The following is a 16,375-nucleotide window of genomic DNA, read 5'->3' as shown; positions in this document are numbered from 1 at the left end:
ACTGCTGCCTACAAAATATTTTGGCCCACGGCTTTTTCTACATTTTTGGCAATTTTATCCTGGCTGATGCCCAGCGTTCCTTCATGATTGGGAATTAAAACAATCGCCGGTGTCATCACCGTCTCATAGCGATTAATCGTCTCAGGAACTAAAGCAGCACAAGCTTCGGTCACGTAAATCACTGCATAATCTGCTTGCGCCATCTCTTCAATCGCTTTGCGGGTCACCTTTTCGTCCGTTCCGTACCGCACGTCAAAGCCAAAAATTTTAAAGGGAAGCACGGACCCTTTGTCGCCAACGACGCCAATTTTACTAGTCATAGGTTGCCCGCATCCTTTCTCTAATTACTTCCTTGGCAATACCATTGCGTTTGCCGGTTACAATCAGCTGCAAATTTTTCCGCTCGACTTCTTTAGTATTGAGAAATGCTAGTAGCGGTAGCGGTCCAAAGGCTTGGACTTGGGCCCTTAGATATTTATCTGATAAATAATTATCTTTAATTTTTTCCAGTTCGACAAAATTAATTTCATTGTCGGTGATAGCTGGTGCAATCACTTCACCATATTCAGTTTCCTTGAGAAAGGCAATAAATTCCGTCAAAGAACCTTCGACATACTGCAACAAATCAGTCTTCTCAATACTACCCGAGCTAGAAAGCACCGTGGTCATAAAAGCGACTGTTCGTCCTTGACGCAGACCTCTGCCCAAAGTAATCAAATTGGTTAAATCAATAAAAGCAATAATTTCTTCTAGTAAATCAGGGTAGCCTAATTGATCCCCTAGAATTCGCTGTTGTCTTAAAAATTCTCGATCATAGATGACATCGATTCCTTGTAAAATCGTTGCTTCTACAAAATACTGACGGACTTCCCGAATACTGTCCATAACAGCCGGCGGTAAAACATCCGACTCACCACTTTGGATGGCAGCTTTCAAATTTTCTAAAGAATAAAAGCCATCCGGCACAAATAAATGATCTAAATTTTTATTTATGACCTGCGCTTTAGTCAAGACCTTTAGATTATGGAAAGTAAACCGCATGGTATATATCCAAACAACTTCTTTTTCTGGAGCTACTTCCACTAGCCAATCAAACAGCGATGCTTGGTCTTTAGCTAAGCCCTGATCAATTTTATGTTCAAAACCTTGGTAGACTAAATCACTGTAATGGGTATTGTGTAAAATCTGACCCATGCGCTGCAAGTCTGGCGCATTTAGCAGATTATCAAAATCTGCTTGGGTTAACAGCTCTAATTCCTTTGTTCGAATCAGAGGATTCAGCTCATGATAGCTGTTCACGAAAATCACTCCTTTGCAGGCAATCTTGCTGATTAATTAAAAAGCTGCTGGGCAATTTCAAAGGAAACCTCGCTTTGCAAATCTTTAATTAAGTTTTCAAAAATAAAATTATACTGAACCCCTTGATCATCTACGATAAAGCCAGCTTTTTTAGCAAGCTTATCTGACGCCATCGTTAGCTGATAAGGCAGTGTTTGATTGATTTGCTCCAACCATTCTGTTGAATAATAAGGACTTAATTCCCCTGCCATAAAGATTGCGGTATTTTTTAACGGCAATTGTTTTAAGGCTTTTGCCGCAAAGCTTTGTGCTTCATCTCGCGACCATTCCGCCATTTGCTGAGCTGAGCGGTTAAACAAAGAAGATAAAAATTCCTGTTTTTCCTGTAAGCTTTGCTGACGAATTGTGACCTGCTGACGATTTTTTAATTGACGATATTTACTGTCAATCGCCGCCAGCTGACGTGTTTTTTGTTTCTCGAAGTCCTCTTGCAACTGCGCTAATTCCGTTGCATGTTGTTGATCTATTTTTGCTTTTTCCGCTGTTTCATAAGCGCTATTTTCAGCAGCTGCCTGCTGATTCATCTCTTCAATAATTTTTTCAATTGCATTCATCTGCTGTTCACCCCACTAAGCTAGATTAATTAATAGGAATGAAATAACGAAGCCTAAAATTGCGTAAGTTTCCACCATTACGGCGTAGACAATCCCTTTAGTCGCATGCTCTGGTTTTTTCGCCAAAATTTGGATTCCGGCTGCTGAGACTTTCCCTTGGGCGATGGCTGAAAATAGACCGGTGAAAGCGATTGGTAATGAAGCACCAAACAAGCTCATTCCTTGAATAAAGCTAACATCGCCACCACTAATATTTAAATAGATGAAAAAGGCAATTACGAAACCATACAATCCTTGCGTTCCCGGTAACAGTTCCAGAATTAAGGCCCGCCCGAATTTTTCCGGCTGGCTTGTGGTCAAAGCCGCTGCAGCTTCCCCGGCAATGCCGACTCCTTTAGCTGAACCTACTCCTGAAAAAATTGTCGCTGTTGCCATGCCTAAAATAGCGAACAAAATCCCGCCGTCGTTAATCAATAAATCTACCATAATTCTTAATCCTCTTTTCGTTTGATATTCACATATTTTTCAGCGGTTTTGAAGGGACTAAAGCCTCTGCCGCCGCCGCTATAAAATTTCCCAAAAAACTCTACGTACTGCAATCTGGCGCCATGCACAAAAGCACTCAGTAATGAAAGAAAAATATTCAATCCCTGCAGGATGATAATTAAAACAATTCCTGCTGTAAAGCGGGCACCTGTTGGCAAATAGCTGACAATCAAATTGAAAGCCGCTGCGATACTGCCGCCAGAAATTCCTAATGCCATCAAGCGGGTGTAACTCACTAAATCACCAATATAACCGGTGATGCCATAAAGAGAGTAAGCACCTTTGGCAAAACCTTTTAGCTTAGAGGTCGACTGGAGAACCGGAATAAATAAAATTCCTAAAACCGAAATAATCGCAATGGCTGCCCCAAGATATGTCAGGGCCACATTATCTAACAAAGAATTGCCGGCCACTGCAATTACAATTCCAATTAAAATCCCTTGCCAAGCAAAGCCATCACTGATGGCTGATAAATAATCTTTTTGCCGAATATGTTCTTTAGCGGCGATAAAAAGCCCCACTAAGATTTGGATAAAACCAAAGGCAACGGACAAAATCATAATTTGAACGACATCATTTTCTGTCGAAAGAATTGGTGTATAAGGTAGCGTCAAACCGAAAAAGGAGCCGTAAATCAAACCCCAGGCAATTGTTGGTAAGGACAAAATCTGGAAAAATTTGGCAAACCTTGCTATCCCTGTCGGCAACACCATTTTTTTCAAAGCAAAGGTTGTCGCAAGTAACATCAACAATCCATAGCCTGCATCTGCCACCATCATGCCGAAAAAGACAAAATAGAAGGGCATTAGCCACGGGGTTGGATCAATTTCATTGTATTTTGGTAAACTGTACATTTCAGTTAACAGTTCAAAAGGCGCGACAATTGGATGATTCTCCAAGGCAATTGGGACCTCTTCAGTGATTTCAGCCTCCGATGGCGTTTCAAAATCAAGATAAACTTCATCAGCACCCAGTCGTTGAGTGATTTCCTCAGCAAGCATCCCTTGATCCTTACTACTAATCCAGCCTTGAATCACAACGAGATAGCGACTGTGAATCAGCTGGTTTTTAACGAATTCCCGTTGTTGGCGAGCTAGAAAAACTTCTTCCGCCCATTGTAGCTCGGGAATAATTTTAATCAGCTGTCCTACTTGTCGGGTTAGTTCCTCCATGGCTTTTTGATTTGTTGTTAACTGTTTTTTTATCTCAGCTAATTCAGCCTTTGGTTCCTGCTGATAGGCATACTCAATTTTGCTGCCACCACTTGTCTCAAGCAGAGCTGTTGCCGTCGTCTGGGCTTGTTTTGGAAAAACTAGCACCAAATTAACTTCTCGCTCATCGACATAAATTTCTTCAAAATAGAAATTGGCTTCTTTGGCAATACTTTCTTTGAAAGCATCATACCCAGAGGCTGGCAGCGAGACTAAAAATAAGTCTGTATAATTTGGCAATAGTGTATTAGGATTAATATCTAAATATTGCCAATGGCTTAGCCATGTTTCAGCTTCGTTAAGACTGTCTTTTTCCGCTGTTAATTTTTGCCACTGCTTTTCTAAGGCTAAAATTTCTGGTAATTGCTTGCGTACCTTTTCTTCGTCAATGCCAGCTTCTAATTCCTGAAGAGAAAGGAAGCTACGTTTTAAACTAAAATTTTTACTTTTTGCACCATAATGACGAATAAATTGAATGGCCTGCTGGATGTCTTTTTGCAAATCCACCAATTCTGCCTCTTGGGTGGGTTCCATTAAAGCAGCTTCTTCAGCAAAATATTCTTTGACCCATTGATTGCTGGTATTTTCTTTTTTTAAATCCCGCATTTCAATCCGTTGCAGTCCTTGAATGGTTTGCAGGAGGCTTTCTTGATGGCGTTGGTCGCAAATGGCGGTTAATTTACTCATTCTAGTCACTGCCATAGTTTTGCTTCACCCTCTCGATAATCGTTTGAATAGCAGCTTGATCGTGTTTTTGATATTGCTCTTGTAGGTCATCGCTGACTTTTTTTGCTTCAATTAATAACAGTTCTTTTTCCGCTGCTAATTGCTCTGCTTCAGCGGCTTCTCTTTCCTCTACCAGCTTTGTTAACAGCTGATGATTTTCTGTTTGCAGTTTTTGGAGTTCCTGATTGCGCTCGGTGGCATATTTTTGAATGTTGTCCAACATAGCTTGTTTTTTTATCGCCAGCTGTTCCTCAGCGGCTTTAATTTCATTTAGCGCTTCTAACAAGTTCCTCACTCCCTTCAACCATGGCTTTTGTAGAACAAAAAAAGCGTGAAACTTCCTTGCAACTGTAAGAAAGTTTCACGCGATAATTGTTAGTTCACAGGTACGCTTTTTCTCACTTATTCTTCTCACCCCTTGAAGAATCCGATCCTTGAAGCTTGCGCCCAACCATTATTTATTTAACTCTAAACAGTATACCAAAAGTTATTTAAAAAGACAAAGTTTTCTAATTTTTTTTAAAAGCCATTGAGCTAAAGACTTCTGCGAAGCGGAATAATGTTGGTTTTTGGCAAAAAATGCTATGATTACCAAAAAAATGAAGGAGCAATTTTTATGTCATTACCAATTATCGGTATTGCCGGCAATCAACTAGTTCACGCTAGCCAAACATTTAACGGCAATCAAGTTACTTATACACCCCAAGGCTTCGTAAACGCTGTCCAGATAGCTGGTGGCCTACCACTAGTTTTACCAATCGGGGAACCAACGCTAGCCCAAAGTTACATTAAACAAATTGACAAACTACTTTTAGCAGGCGGCCAAGATATTATGCCTCAGCTATTTGGAGAAGAACCCAGCGAAAAATTAGGAGAAATTAATCCGGCAAGGGATCATTTTGAAAGTGCCTTAGTTAAGGAAGCTGTTGCTCAGCACAAACCAATTTTTGCAGTTTGCCGTGGTGTTCAGCTAGTGAATGTGGCTCTTGGTGGCACCTTATATCAAGATTTATCTTTTTATGAAAAGACAGCCTTAAAACACGAACAAGCTCCCACTGCACCATGGTTTGCCACCCACGAAGTCAAAACTGCGCCAGACAGCTTAGTGAATAATTTAATTGGAGATAGCCATCTAGTTAATTCCTATCACCACCAAGGCATAAAAAAAATTGCTCCTCAATTAAAAGCCACGGCTTGGGCAAATGATGGGATTGTTGAAGTGCTTGAAAGCACTCAACCAGAACACAAAATTTTAGGCGTCCAATGGCACCCAGAATTGAACCATCACGTTGACGCCAAAGAGCAAGGCTTGTTTAATTATTTTGTCAATCAGCTTTAATTTGCCAGCTCCTCCTATGCTATACTAAAAGAAAAGCTAAGGAGTAGGCTGATGGAAAATGAATTACTTTTTGAAAATCGTGAGGCGTTTCGCCGCTGGTTACAGGAAAATCAGCACAGTGAAACAGGAGTTTGGCTGCTTTTTTCTAAAGCAGCTACGCTGAAAACCTTAAAAGCAGCAGAAGCGTTGGAAGAAGCTTTGTGTTTTGGTTGGATTGACGGGCAGATGAAAAAAATTGATGAGCAGCAATATCGAAAGTATTTCGCCCAACACCGCAAAAATAGCAAATGGTCAGAAAAGAATAAAAAATTAGTTGCCGTTTTAGAAAGTAAAGGGCTGATGACGACGGCCGGTCGGGAAAAAAATGCGGAAGCCAAAGCTAACGGCCAGTGGGACCAACCTATTAATCCAGCCATCACGGAAACGGATATTGCCCAAACTGCTCAGCTATTGAAGGAAAATCCGCTGGCCTACGAAAATTTTCTTAAGATGTCGCCTTCTGTGCAAAAGACGTATACCCGAGCTTATCTCGATGCCAAGACCGACGCCGGGCGTCAGAAACGCTTGGCCTGGATGCTAGAACGAATTTCTCAAAATCTGAAGCCGATGTAAACAGCTTTAATTTAGAAAAATAGAAATTGCATTCATTCTTGTAACTTACAATCTTTTCAACTAGTTTGTTGCAATGAAAAAATAATGTTAAAGAAGTGTCCTGCATTGAACAAGGCTTCTTTAACAGTATTTTTTATTTTTTAAAAATTAAAATTATCGGGATCAGCACCTAAACGTTCATTAATATTGAGACCATTGATTTTTTGAATTTCTTCAGCGGATAATTCAAAATCAAAGACATCAAAGTTTTCTTGAATCCGTTGTTCGTGAACGGATTTAGGAATCACAATAATCTCATTTTGCAAATGCCAGCGGATAATAACTTGGGCTGCTGTCTTTTGATGAGCCTTGCCGATTTCCACTAAGACAGGATTATTCAAAATAGTTCCTTGACCTAACGGCGACCAAGCTTCAACTGCAACGTCAATGGATTTCAAATAATTTCTCAAAGGCTCTTGTGTCAAGGTTGGATGGATTTCAATTTGGTCTAAGACTGGCTTAACCTTTGCATCAGCTAAAAGGTCTTCTAGATGATGCTGATGGAAATTGGAAACACCAATTGCTTTGGCTTTGCCGCTAGCATAAATTTCCTCCATCGCCTTCCAAGAATCTTTATATTTGCCAGCAACAGGCCAGTGAATCAAATACAGATCCACATAATCAAGGCCTAATTTTTCTAGGCTGTCGTTAAAAGCTTGATGGGTAGATTCATAGCCCTGGTCGCTATTCCATAATTTTGTCGTCACGAAAATTTCTTCGCGGGGAACCCCGGAATTGCGGATGCCTTGACCAACACCATCTTCGTTTTTATAAGCAGCAGCCGTATCAATCAAGCGATAGCCAGCCTTCAATGCCCACTCAACTGCTTTGGCGGCATCTTCATTGGGTGCCCGCCACACACCTAAACCAATTTGTGGAATCTCTAAACTGTTGTTTAATGTTTGATAATCCATTTTCTTTCCTCCTAATTCTGTCTTTTGCAGCATTTCTTTTATTGTCCAATTAGATGAGGCTTTCGTCAACTAATTGACCTTCAAATAAAAAATCCTGATAAGTCGGTGACCTATCAGGAAATATAATTTTTTAGCTTTTAACTTTGCGGCGTTCGTTTCGCAAAATTGAAAATGATTGTTTCAAGGCTGCTAGCAAGCCGCCTTCGTTATATACTAACACATTAGATTTGTATAAATTAGCCGACAAGAGCATTAATGCTACGGTTGTTACGGCTAAAATTACCACCGAAATCACAGCTTCTGTATTGGAGGCTACATTACTCGCCAATCGGACAGGCATAATGTATGAGGACAGAAACGGAATATACGAAGTAACACGCATTACAATATTATTCGGATCTGACATCCCCATGGCAATTCCTAAGAGATAACCGCCTAACGATAGATAGGTCACCGGCATAATTGCCTTAGCGGTATCTTCCGATTTACTGACTAGAGAACCGCAAAGAGCGGAAAGCACAGAGTAAATCAAAATTCCTAGGAAAATATAAATAATGGTGAAGACTAAGAACGGTCCAAAAATTTGTTCGGCAGAAATTCCATTAAGCACTTGTTGGACAATCTCGAGATTTTTGAAATACTGGAAGCCGATGCCAAAGACAAGTCCATAAACTACCATTTGAGTTAAGGCAACTAGCAGTACTCCGACAATCTTACCGTAAAAATGACTTTTAGCAGTTGTGCTGGAAAGAATAACCTCCATAATTCGGGTGCCTTTTTCTGAAGCAATTTCTTGAGCAACAATTTGAGCATAGGTCATGATAAAAACCATTAGTAAAATTGTAGACGCAAAACTAATCATTGATTGGATAAAGGTATCATTTTCATCAATAACCATTTTGCCATCTTCATCAAAGCTGACTCTTTCAGACGTGAAATTGGCAGCTTCATTCAAGCTGGCAACATCTGTAGTAGTTAGCCCTAGACTTGCCGCCCGTGTAGATGACTGGATAGCCGTTAAATACTGTTGAATAACCATTTCTGTTGTCGTACCCAGCGTGGTATCGCTGTACATGATTGCTTTGACTTCAGTGCCATCTAAACTAAGTACTAAGTACCCGTCAATTTTTTCATCCGCTAATTCCTTTTGGGCATCTTCTTCTGAGTCAATCACCTGAAAATCATAATCATCATTATTCAAAGCATCAAAACCTTGAGATAAGCTGCTGTCGGTTGCGACTACGCCAAAGTTGCTAGTTTCGCCAACTCCGCCAGCAAAACTTCCCGCAATATAGGCAATCCCCATGATAATAAACGGGAATAAAATCATCACGACAAACGCACCTGATTTGACGTTTTTCTTATAAATATCTAACGCAATAATCCAAAATTTACGCATTATTGTCACCTGCCTTTAATTTAAATATTTCTTCAAGGGTTGGTGGCTGTTGATTGAACATCGGAATATAGCCCCCTTGAGTTGCTCGCATAAAAATTTCTTCGCCAGCTTTAGCTTCGCTTAAGGTGATATTCAAGCTGCCGTCTGAGCTTTCAATGACTTCCTTCACGCCAGCAAAGCCTTCAACATCGGCTTTACTTAAAGCCGATTCCAAAAAGAGCTTGGTGCGACCGAAGGATTCACGAATTTCATGAACTTTACCATCTAGAACGGTTTCTCCGTTGCGTAGCATAATTAAGGAATCACAAATTTTTTCAACGTTGTCCATATTATGACTGGAGAAAATAACCGCTGAGCCTTTACTCTTCAATTCAATAATGCCGTCTTTTAACAACTCAGCGTTGACCGGGTCAAGCCCACTGAAGGGTTCATCCAAAATAACTAATTTTGGTTCGTGAATCAACGTTGCAATCAGCTGAACCTTCTGTTGATTGCCCTTTGATAAAGTTTTAACCTTATCCGTTTTCTTACCCTTCACCTGAAATTTTTCCATCCATTCATCAATCTTAGGTAAAATTTCTTTTCTAGTTTTGCCCCGCAGCTCTGCAAAATAGACTAGCTGATCTTGAATGGTAACTTTTGGATACAAGCCCCTTTCTTCAGGCAGATAACCGATAATATTGTATTCTTTGCTGCTGATTTCTTTACCATTCCAAAGAACTTCCCCAGAATCAGCGGTTAAAAAGTCGAGGATTAGGCGAAAAGTTGTCGTCTTGCCGGCACCATTTTGGCCGATTAAGCCTAAAATTTTGCCGTCAGGAATGTCAAATGACAAATTATCAACCGCTGTGTAGTTCCCGAATGTTTTGGTTAAGTTTTTCACTTCTAACATTTGTTTACTCCTTATTTTTTTTATAGTTTTATGGCATTTTTCTAATATTTATTTTTCAGGATAGCATAACTAATCCAGTAGGCAAAAATAAATATTAAAATTAACCCTGTACCAATGATCACTAAAGCTTTGTTATAAAAAGGACCAATTAGAATCATCACATAGGCAGCTATAAGCTGAAACGTGCTCGCAATTTTTAAAGCTCTGGTAGACAAGTCTACGTTGCGCTCGTCAGTATCGCGGATGCGCATCTTTTTAACTAGGGCGGGCTGTTGAATAATGCGGTAATTTTTTAAGGGCCGAATAATGCCTATTGCAACCAAACTGCTAGCCATGCCGGAATAAAAGCCTTTAAAATAACTTGATAGCTGGACCAAGCTATGACGTTCGGCTAGGAAAAAAGTAACTGCCAAAATAATGCCTAAGAGAACAAAGCCAAAGGACAAGCAACTTCTCATTTTTAAGTATTCGATATAATCCTGATCATTATGCACATTTTTTAAATTGAGCATTTTGAGCTTCACCTAATATTCTCCTCCTCCAAATTAAATTCAAACACCTCTTCAATCGTTAAATCAAAAAACTGAGCAATTTTGTGGGCCAAAATCAAAGAGGCATTGTAGCGGCCATTTTCTAAAGAAATAATCGTCTGGCGGGTGACATCCACCGCCTCGGCCAGCTCGCTTTGGGTGACTTTATTTTGTTTGCGCAACTCATGAATTTTATTTTCCATTGGAGCTCCTCCATTCATGTATAGTTCGCTTTACAAATAAAGTATAGCTCACTTTACATTTTTTGTAAAGTGAGCTATACATTTTTTTAGTCAAAAATTTTTGATTCTTTAATTATTTCAGCTGAAGGAGTTAGAGTCGCTTTCTCAATCGAAGCTCCTGTGTTTTTTAAATATTTTTTTACTAAATGATAGCCGACGGTGTAACCGGCATTTCGTGAAAGTCCTACTGGCGCGTAGCCTTGTGCTTTAGCGACAGCATCGCCATACATATAAGCCGCCACCTGTTCAAATCCTCGAGCTTGACGGCCAGCCTTCATAACGTCAATTGAATCGGCTAACTCTTTTTCAGTAAAATTTTGTACCCAAGGCCCTCGCTGATCAATTCCATATAATTTTTCAGCAAAAACCTCAGCTAATCCTTCAATCACCAAATATTCTTCAACACTGACATCCCCATGATTAAATGGCGCATAGGTGAATCGAACATTGTGATTCAATTCATGAGCTAAAGCCGATTTCAAACGGCTTTGATTAAAATGATTTGGGACTACCACCAAAAAAATGAAACCGGGAATGCCACCAAAGCCACTGTAACCTTCACTAGCCATCAAAATCGATTTTTCTGAATCTCCTAATAAAATTGTCACCACAATTTCGGTCACAGGTATTTGATAACCGATTTCAGCAAAAGCAGAAATTCCTTGTCTCAAAACAGCTGGAGCCTCTGTAAAAATATTCGTGGCCACTAATTTTTCCAATTTATCGGCGATTAACTGATTGCTCTTGCGGGGCGTCCAGATGCCCATCATTTCCGAAGCCATCACCACATCATAACCACCGAGACTTTTTGGTTTCAAAGGGGCATTTAAATACTGCCACATTTTTTCCAGTGGCGCCATCAGCTGATAGCGAAAATCATCTTCTGTCGCCTGCCCTCTCAGTGCCTGTTGATAAAAAGCTGTTGAATCTATTATACGAATTGCGATATTTTCCATTTCCTCACCTCCTTAAGCTCAGTTTAAGGGCTGACGCAACGGCAAGGTCAAGAAAAAATTTTTTTCAAGAACAACGCAGCCATTTTTTTGAACCCCATCGTGTATAATTAATTTGAATCATTACTTTACTAAATGGAGGTTTTCTGATGAAAGATGGTTTATATTGGGTCAATCAATTTAAAACAGGAGCGGTGGCACCAGCGGAATTTTATCAGCAGGTAGACAAAAAAATCCAAACCTTAAATCCCCAGCTAAATGCTTTGATTTCTTGGGATTTGGCTCAAGCAAAAAAAGATTTCAACCAAGGAAATTATAATGAGACACAAACATTTTACGGACTCCCCATTCCTTTAAAAATATTAGGTCAAGAAAAAAAAGGCTGGCCGGCAACTTTAGCGTCCCAGCTTTTTAAAGATGCTCTCGCCCAAAAAACATCCAACTTTACAAAAAAAATAATCGCAAGCGGGTTGGTACCCGCCGGACAAAGTAATTCCCCGGAATTCGGTTTCAAAAACATCACTGATCCTGAATTATACGGAGTCACCCGCAATCCGTGGAATTTGGAGCATTCCCCCGGCGGTTCTAGCGGCGGCGCAGCGGCGGCGGTTGCCAGCGGCATTTTTCCGATTGCTGGTGCTAGCGACGGCGGCGGTTCGATTCGAATTCCCGCTTCCTTCAGTGGATTAATTGGCTTAAAACCAACTCGTGGCGCCATGCCTACCGGACCTGGACAATATCGTGGCTGGCAAGGGGCCTCTATTGATTTTGCTTTGACCGTTTCAATGCGAGATACAGAACATTTATTTTTACAATTACGAGGCAATCCCAAAGCCGCACCGTATCATCCGCCAAAAGACGAATGGCAGGATACTAGATTAGACCGCCCCTTTAAAATTGCTTTTCTAACGGAATCGCCTGTTGGCACACAGGTTTCTGATGAGGCGATTACCGCCACAAAAAAAATGGCGGCTGAATTGCAACAACAAGGCCACAGCGTTACAGAAATCGCCTATCCAGTCGATGGCGTTGCATTAATGGAAAGTTATTATTTGATGAATGGTGCTGAAACAGCAGCCATGTTTAGCGGCATCAGCAAGCAATTAGGAAAAGCTTTGACTCAAAAGGATATGGAATTAATTACTTGGGGCTTGTATCAGTATGGAACCAATGTCCCGGTTGAAAAATATATTCAAGCCCTGCAGCTTTGGGATAGCGCTGCGGAAGCGATGGAAAAGTTATTTTCTGATTATGATTTACTATTAACACCCACCACCGCTTTTCCGGCACCGAGAATTGATCAAGATTTGCAAAGCGATTCGATTCGCCAGCAATTAAGTGCCATTGAGGAGCTGTCTGTCGGTCAACAGGGGGAATTAATTTATCAGATGTTTGAACCAAGCCTGACTCTATCACCCTTCACACAGCTAGCCAATTTGACCGGGCAACCGGCCATCAGCTTGCCAACGCATGTGACCAAAGAGGGCTTGCCTTTAGGAGTTCAATTTATGACCTCTAAAGGACAGGAGGATTTATTATTGCAAATTGGATATCAGCTAGAGGCACAAGATTTATTCAAGCTGCCCGCAGCTTATCAATAATATTGAAAACTCTGGTCGTATTTTATTTTTTAGCAAGGTGAAAATCTTGCTTGCATTTTATTTTAATAAGTTGAAAAATTTTATCAAAATATTTTTCTAATGGAGGCGCCATGCTCACCTTTGAAAAAATTGAACAGCCAAAACAACAAACTGTAGCTTTAGCCAAGATAAAACAGCTCTATCAAGCTGCCTTTCCCCGACTTGAACGGATGCCTTTTTGGTTTTTACAGAGAAATCTAAAAAAGCCAGCTGTTGAATTACTAAGTGTCTGGCAGAAAGATAGTTGGCTCGGCTTTTTGTATTCGGTTGTTTTAAAGGACAAAGTCTTCATCTTTTATTTTGCCATTGATCCAAATCTGCGGGGGCAATATTATGGTAGTAAAGTTTTACAAGCGTTGCCCACTGTCTACAGCGGCAAAAAAAATCGGCTTGACGATTGAGGCGTTGGATAGTGCTGCCAAAAACCAACAACAGCGTATTAAGCGAAAAAATTTTTATTTGAAAAATGGTTTTGTTTCGCAAAATCTTTTTATAAAAGAATTTGGTGTGCTCTATGAATTTTTAGCCTACGGAGGTCGCTTCACTTTTCAAGAAGTTGAAGCTTGTCGCAGGGAGCTGTTGGGCCCAAGTCTAGCAAAAATCATTTCATCAAAAGAAGTGTCTAAGAACTAGCCAATAAAAAAACTGCCGAAAATATTCCGTTATAGTGGAAAATTTTTGGCAGTTTATTTCTGATTCTTTTTATGCTCTCAACACTTCCTGCATGACATCTTGATCTTGCTCTAGCACATTGCCAGCATAATTAGGCGTAGCTAACGAATAGCCACCGTCGGCATTCGCAAACAAATACATGGGTCTGTTATTGACACCTTCTTGATAGTCATGCTCTCCTTCGATATGCAAGTCCAAATTAATTTGCGTATTCACAAAAACACTCCGAATGTAATCATCCTTAGCTGAGAAAATCCGAATTTCCTTTGTTGGAATTTCAGTGATGCTGCCTTGATATTTTGAAGCTCCAACTGTATTGTCGGGACTTTCAAAGGTTATCGTAATGAGAGGCTCTCTAGACATTAAGTTATCTAATGTAAAAGAGGTTGGGTAATTGACACTAACGCCATGATAAAACGTGATAGAGCTAGCCAAAGCAGACAAATCAACAGCATAAGGAAATTTATTAACAGCATCAGCTATTGAGGAGCTTTCTGTTGTATTCCCACTCGTATCAGATGTCCGGCTAGTCTCTTGAGTCTGCTGGCTACTAGTTGATTCAGTTGATTCGCTACTTTCTAGAATACTGCTAGTGGTAGAACTAGCCTGCGAGTCAACCGCTTGCGATTTTTCTGTTTGATTATTGCAGCCTGTAAGCATTAATCCTGTGAATACGATGAAGCCCATAGCAATTTTTTTCATCTTCTCCCCCTCTTTCACTTCTCGTTACAACAGCAACTTTGCTAAAAATCTTGCCAGCTTTTCTTACTTTTATTTTATCGATAATTTTATACGGCGTAAAGACTAGCAGGCTTTCTTATATGAAAAATAAAATTTAAAATACAAAAAGCTAACTGGATTAATCACCCATAGGAGATTCCAATTAGCTTTTCAATAACTTGATTAACTTTAGTTCTGCTCTTTTTCTGACTCTTCTGTCTTGTGTAACTCAGCAAAGACATTTTCAGCAACGCCTTTTGGTAAGCCAATCGCCTGTAATTCTTCAATGCTGGCGGCGGTAATATTTTTAACCGATTTAAATTCCTTCAGCAAAAGCTTTTTGCGCTTGGGACCTAAGCCGTCTATTTGATCCAGCTTAGAAGAGAAACTATTTTTACTGCGGAGCTGGCGATGGAAGGTAATCGCAAATCGATGGACCTCATCTTGAATCCGCTGCAATAGGAAAAATTCCTGAGAGTTGCGCTCTAATGGCACCACCTCTAAATTTGGGCCAAAGAGTAATTCGCTAGTTTTGTGTTTGTCATTTTTCGCTAGACCGGCAATCGGAATATCTAAGCCTAGCTGATTGTCCAGCACATCTCGAGCAGCGTCGACCTGACCTTTGCCCCCATCAATTAAAATTAAATCCGGAAAAGGTAAATCTTCTTTAAGAACCCGCGAGTAACGGCGATAAATAACCTCCCGCATCGTAGCGTAATCATCCGGCCCTTTGACCGTTTTAATTTTGTATTTGCGGTATTCATTTTTAGCAGGCTTGCCGTCAATAAAGACCACCATCGCCGAAACTGGGTCGGTCCCCATGATATTTGAGTTATCAAAGGCTTCAATCCGGGTTGGACTCGGAATATTCAGTGCGCTTCCTAAACGGTCCACAGCGCCTAATGTCCGCTCTTGCTTGCGGACAATCAAATCAAATTTTTCATTTAGCGCAACACCGGCATTTTTAGCCGCCAGCTTGACTAACTTTTTCTTTTCTCCCCGCTGTGGCTGTAAAACTTTAGTCTTGAGCAGCGCTTCAACACTGGGCATATCAATATCATCTGGAATTAGCACTTCCTTTGGAACAAAGTGCTGATTCTCTTGATAAAATTGGCCGATGTACGTCAAAAAATCATCCTCTGCATCATTATAAAAAGGAAAAATCGAGACATCCCGCTCAATTAATTTGCCTTGTCGAACAAAAAAGACTTGGACACACATCCAGCCTTTATCAACCGCATAGCCAAAGACATCCCGATCCATTAAATCGGCATTGGTCATTTTTTGGCGGGTCATAATTGTTTCAATGGCGTTGATTTGATCCCGGTACTCAGCAGCTTTTTCAAATTCCATCTGTTCAGCTGCAGTATCCATCTTAATTTTTAATTGGTCTTGAATTGCTGTATGGCCACCATTCAAGAATTTCTTGATTTCCTTGACCATATCTTTATAGGTTTCTTTCGGAACATTGAAAACACAGGGGGCCAAACATTGACCCATATGGTAATACAAGCAAACTTCTTTAGGCAAAACCTTGCATTTTCGCAAAGGAAACAAGCGATCTAGCAATCGTTTTGTTTCATTAGCGGCGCCGACATCGGGATAAGGACCAAAATACAAAGCCTTGTCTTTTAACACTTTACGGGTGATTAAAAGTCGCGGATAATCCTCATTGGTAATTTTGATAAAGGGATAAGTTTTATCATCCTTCAGCATAATATTATACTTAGGATCATTTTTCTTAATCAAATTAATTTCTAAAAGCAAGGCTTCAATATTGGATTCTGTCACAATATATTCTAAATCATCAATCTCACTAACAAGCCGCTCGGTTTTAGTGTCATGACTGCCGGTAAAATAAGACCGCACACGATTTTTTAAAATCTTAGCTTTGCCGACATAGATGATAGTGCCGTATTTATCTTTATATAAATAACAACCCGGCTGATCCGGTAGCAGGGCCAATTTATTTCTAATTCGTTCATTCATGGAAAAGTCATCCTCACTAGTCTTAGGTAATGAAAACT

At 40.2% G+C, this 16,375-nt stretch carries 19 protein-coding genes; 5 read left to right on the top strand and 14 right to left on the bottom strand.

Going from position 1 to position 16,375, the window contains the following annotated elements; genetic code table 11:
• Window positions 1-8 precede the first annotated feature (8 nt).
• The 6 genes from ORH16_RS11630 to ORH16_RS11605 are packed head-to-tail and all read right to left on the bottom strand — an operon-like array spanning window position 9 to window position 4,682.
• The gene (locus ORH16_RS11630; protein WP_265459008.1) at window positions 9-320 is read right to left on the bottom strand and encodes a V-type ATP synthase subunit F; all 312 of its coding nucleotides are present in this window, start codon (window positions 318-320) and stop codon (window positions 9-11) included.
• Complete coding sequence (locus ORH16_RS11625; RefSeq protein ID WP_416207857.1) at window positions 313-1,299, bottom strand: V-type ATPase subunit; 987 nt, start codon at window positions 1,297-1,299, stop codon at window positions 313-315. Before ORH16_RS11625 ends, ORH16_RS11630 begins: the two co-directional genes overlap by 8 nt.
• Window positions 1,300-1,331: 32 nt before the next feature.
• The gene (locus ORH16_RS11620) at window positions 1,332-1,913 is read right to left on the bottom strand and encodes an ATPase V (protein ID WP_265459007.1); all 582 of its coding nucleotides are present in this window, start codon (window positions 1,911-1,913) and stop codon (window positions 1,332-1,334) included.
• Window positions 1,914-1,928: 15 nt separating this feature from the next.
• Window positions 1,929-2,399: a V-type ATP synthase subunit K gene (locus ORH16_RS11615; protein WP_265459006.1), complete on the bottom strand. Its 471-nt coding sequence runs from the start codon at window positions 2,397-2,399 to the stop codon at window positions 1,929-1,931.
• 5 nt (window positions 2,400-2,404) lie between these two features.
• Window positions 2,405-4,372 carry a V-type ATP synthase subunit I gene (locus ORH16_RS11610; RefSeq protein ID WP_265459005.1) on the bottom strand — a complete coding sequence of 656 codons (1,968 nt, stop codon included), beginning with the start codon at window positions 4,370-4,372 and terminating at the stop codon, window positions 2,405-2,407.
• Window positions 4,359-4,682 carry a hypothetical protein gene (locus ORH16_RS11605; RefSeq protein ID WP_265459004.1) on the bottom strand — a complete coding sequence of 108 codons (324 nt, stop codon included), beginning with the start codon at window positions 4,680-4,682 and terminating at the stop codon, window positions 4,359-4,361. Before ORH16_RS11605 ends, ORH16_RS11610 begins: the two co-directional genes overlap by 14 nt.
• Before the next feature lie 330 nt (window positions 4,683-5,012).
• Between ORH16_RS11605 and ORH16_RS11600 the strand changes: the two genes are divergently transcribed.
• The gene (locus ORH16_RS11600; protein WP_265459003.1) at window positions 5,013-5,735 is read left to right on the top strand and encodes a gamma-glutamyl-gamma-aminobutyrate hydrolase family protein; all 723 of its coding nucleotides are present in this window, start codon (window positions 5,013-5,015) and stop codon (window positions 5,733-5,735) included.
• A 51-nt stretch (window positions 5,736-5,786) separates the two neighbouring features.
• The gene (locus ORH16_RS11595) at window positions 5,787-6,347 is read left to right on the top strand and encodes a YdeI/OmpD-associated family protein (RefSeq protein WP_265459002.1); all 561 of its coding nucleotides are present in this window, start codon (window positions 5,787-5,789) and stop codon (window positions 6,345-6,347) included.
• 140 nt (window positions 6,348-6,487) lie between these two features.
• On the opposite strand, the gene ORH16_RS11590 is transcribed toward ORH16_RS11595, so the two are convergent.
• The 6 genes from ORH16_RS11590 to ORH16_RS11565 all read right to left on the bottom strand — a co-directional run bounded on the left by ORH16_RS11590 (window position 6,488) and on the right by ORH16_RS11565 (window position 11,319).
• Complete coding sequence (locus ORH16_RS11590) at window positions 6,488-7,300, bottom strand: aldo/keto reductase (RefSeq protein ID WP_265459001.1); 813 nt, start codon at window positions 7,298-7,300, stop codon at window positions 6,488-6,490.
• Window positions 7,301-7,430: 130 nt separating this feature from the next.
• A complete protein-coding gene (locus ORH16_RS11585; RefSeq protein WP_265459000.1) occupies window positions 7,431-8,699 on the bottom strand; it encodes an ABC transporter permease in 1,269 nt (422 codons plus the stop codon).
• Window positions 8,692-9,591, bottom strand: coding sequence for an ABC transporter ATP-binding protein (locus tag ORH16_RS11580; RefSeq protein ID WP_265458999.1), 900 nt, complete (start codon window positions 9,589-9,591; stop codon window positions 8,692-8,694). The genes ORH16_RS11585 and ORH16_RS11580 overlap by 8 nt, the downstream gene beginning before the upstream one ends.
• 41 nt (window positions 9,592-9,632) lie before the next feature.
• Window positions 9,633-10,115 (bottom strand): hypothetical protein, encoded by a 483-nt coding sequence (locus tag ORH16_RS11575; protein ID WP_265458998.1) that lies wholly within the window; start codon window positions 10,113-10,115, stop codon window positions 9,633-9,635.
• Window positions 10,112-10,324, bottom strand: coding sequence for a helix-turn-helix transcriptional regulator (locus ORH16_RS11570; protein WP_265458997.1), 213 nt, complete (start codon window positions 10,322-10,324; stop codon window positions 10,112-10,114). Before ORH16_RS11570 ends, ORH16_RS11575 begins: the two co-directional genes overlap by 4 nt.
• A gap of 86 nt (window positions 10,325-10,410) precedes the next feature.
• Window positions 10,411-11,319, bottom strand: coding sequence for a DUF2268 domain-containing protein (locus tag ORH16_RS11565; RefSeq protein WP_265458996.1), 909 nt, complete (start codon window positions 11,317-11,319; stop codon window positions 10,411-10,413).
• Window positions 11,320-11,465: 146 nt separating this feature from the next.
• On the opposite strand from ORH16_RS11565, the gene ORH16_RS11560 reads away from it, so the two are divergent.
• From ORH16_RS11560 to ORH16_RS11550, 3 genes are all read left to right on the top strand, one after another.
• Window positions 11,466-12,917, top strand: a complete 1,452-nt coding sequence (locus ORH16_RS11560; protein ID WP_265458995.1) for an amidase — start codon at window positions 11,466-11,468, stop codon at window positions 12,915-12,917.
• A 110-nt stretch (window positions 12,918-13,027) separates the two neighbouring features.
• Window positions 13,028-13,357 carry a GNAT family N-acetyltransferase gene (locus ORH16_RS11555; RefSeq protein WP_265458994.1) on the top strand — a complete coding sequence of 110 codons (330 nt, stop codon included), beginning with the start codon at window positions 13,028-13,030 and terminating at the stop codon, window positions 13,355-13,357.
• Entirely contained in the window at window positions 13,290-13,589 is a 300-nt protein-coding gene (locus ORH16_RS11550) for a hypothetical protein (RefSeq protein WP_265458993.1), read from the top strand. The genes ORH16_RS11555 and ORH16_RS11550 overlap by 68 nt, the downstream gene beginning before the upstream one ends.
• A gap of 69 nt (window positions 13,590-13,658) precedes the next feature.
• Here ORH16_RS11550 and ORH16_RS11545 read toward each other — a convergent pair whose 3' ends face one another.
• Together ORH16_RS11545 and uvrC are read right to left on the bottom strand one after the other, a co-directional pair.
• On the bottom strand, window positions 13,659-14,330 hold the full coding sequence (locus ORH16_RS11545; protein ID WP_265458992.1) for a hypothetical protein: 672 nt from the start codon (window positions 14,328-14,330) through the stop codon (window positions 13,659-13,661).
• Window positions 14,331-14,537: 207 nt separating this feature from the next.
• Window positions 14,538-16,337, bottom strand: a complete 1,800-nt coding sequence (gene uvrC / locus ORH16_RS11540; RefSeq protein WP_265458991.1) for an excinuclease ABC subunit UvrC — start codon at window positions 16,335-16,337, stop codon at window positions 14,538-14,540.
• Between the last annotated feature and the right edge of the window lie 38 nt (window positions 16,338-16,375).

The organism is Enterococcus sp. HY326 (assembly GCF_026157065.1).
Classification (GTDB): Bacteria; Bacillota; Bacilli; order Lactobacillales; family Enterococcaceae; genus HY326.
The sequence above is the reverse complement of the archived record's forward strand: the minus strand, read 5'-3'. Positions and strand labels throughout refer to the sequence as shown.

Bases quoted from the DNA above. Each gene is read 5' to 3' on its own strand.
- ORH16_RS11630 (WP_265459008.1), bottom strand. From the start codon at position 320: ATGACTAGTAAAATTGGCGTCGTTGGCGACAAAGGGTCCGTGCTTCCC.
- ORH16_RS11620 (WP_265459007.1), bottom strand. From the start codon at position 1,913: ATGAATGCAATTGAAAAAATTATTGAAGAGATGAATCAGCAGGCAGCT.
- ORH16_RS11615 (WP_265459006.1), bottom strand. From the start codon at position 2,399: ATGGTAGATTTATTGATTAACGACGGCGGGATTTTGTTCGCTATTTTA.
- ORH16_RS11610 (WP_265459005.1), bottom strand. From the start codon at position 4,372: ATGGCAGTGACTAGAATGAGTAAATTAACCGCCATTTGCGACCAACGC.
- ORH16_RS11600 (WP_265459003.1), top strand. From the start codon at position 5,013: ATGTCATTACCAATTATCGGTATTGCCGGCAATCAACTAGTTCACGCT.
- ORH16_RS11595 (WP_265459002.1), top strand. From the start codon at position 5,787: ATGGAAAATGAATTACTTTTTGAAAATCGTGAGGCGTTTCGCCGCTGG.
- ORH16_RS11590 (WP_265459001.1), bottom strand. From the start codon at position 7,300: ATGGATTATCAAACATTAAACAACAGTTTAGAGATTCCACAAATTGGT.
- ORH16_RS11585 (WP_265459000.1), bottom strand. From the start codon at position 8,699: ATGCGTAAATTTTGGATTATTGCGTTAGATATTTATAAGAAAAACGTC.
- ORH16_RS11580 (WP_265458999.1), bottom strand. From the start codon at position 9,591: ATGTTAGAAGTGAAAAACTTAACCAAAACATTCGGGAACTACACAGCG.
- ORH16_RS11570 (WP_265458997.1), bottom strand. From the start codon at position 10,324: ATGGAAAATAAAATTCATGAGTTGCGCAAACAAAATAAAGTCACCCAA.
- ORH16_RS11565 (WP_265458996.1), bottom strand. From the start codon at position 11,319: ATGGAAAATATCGCAATTCGTATAATAGATTCAACAGCTTTTTATCAA.
- ORH16_RS11560 (WP_265458995.1), top strand. From the start codon at position 11,466: ATGAAAGATGGTTTATATTGGGTCAATCAATTTAAAACAGGAGCGGTG.
- ORH16_RS11555 (WP_265458994.1), top strand. From the start codon at position 13,028: ATGCTCACCTTTGAAAAAATTGAACAGCCAAAACAACAAACTGTAGCT.
- ORH16_RS11550 (WP_265458993.1), top strand. From the start codon at position 13,290: ATGGTAGTAAAGTTTTACAAGCGTTGCCCACTGTCTACAGCGGCAAAA.
- ORH16_RS11545 (WP_265458992.1), bottom strand. From the start codon at position 14,330: ATGAAAAAAATTGCTATGGGCTTCATCGTATTCACAGGATTAATGCTT.
- uvrC (WP_265458991.1), bottom strand. From the start codon at position 16,337: ATGAATGAACGAATTAGAAATAAATTGGCCCTGCTACCGGATCAGCCG.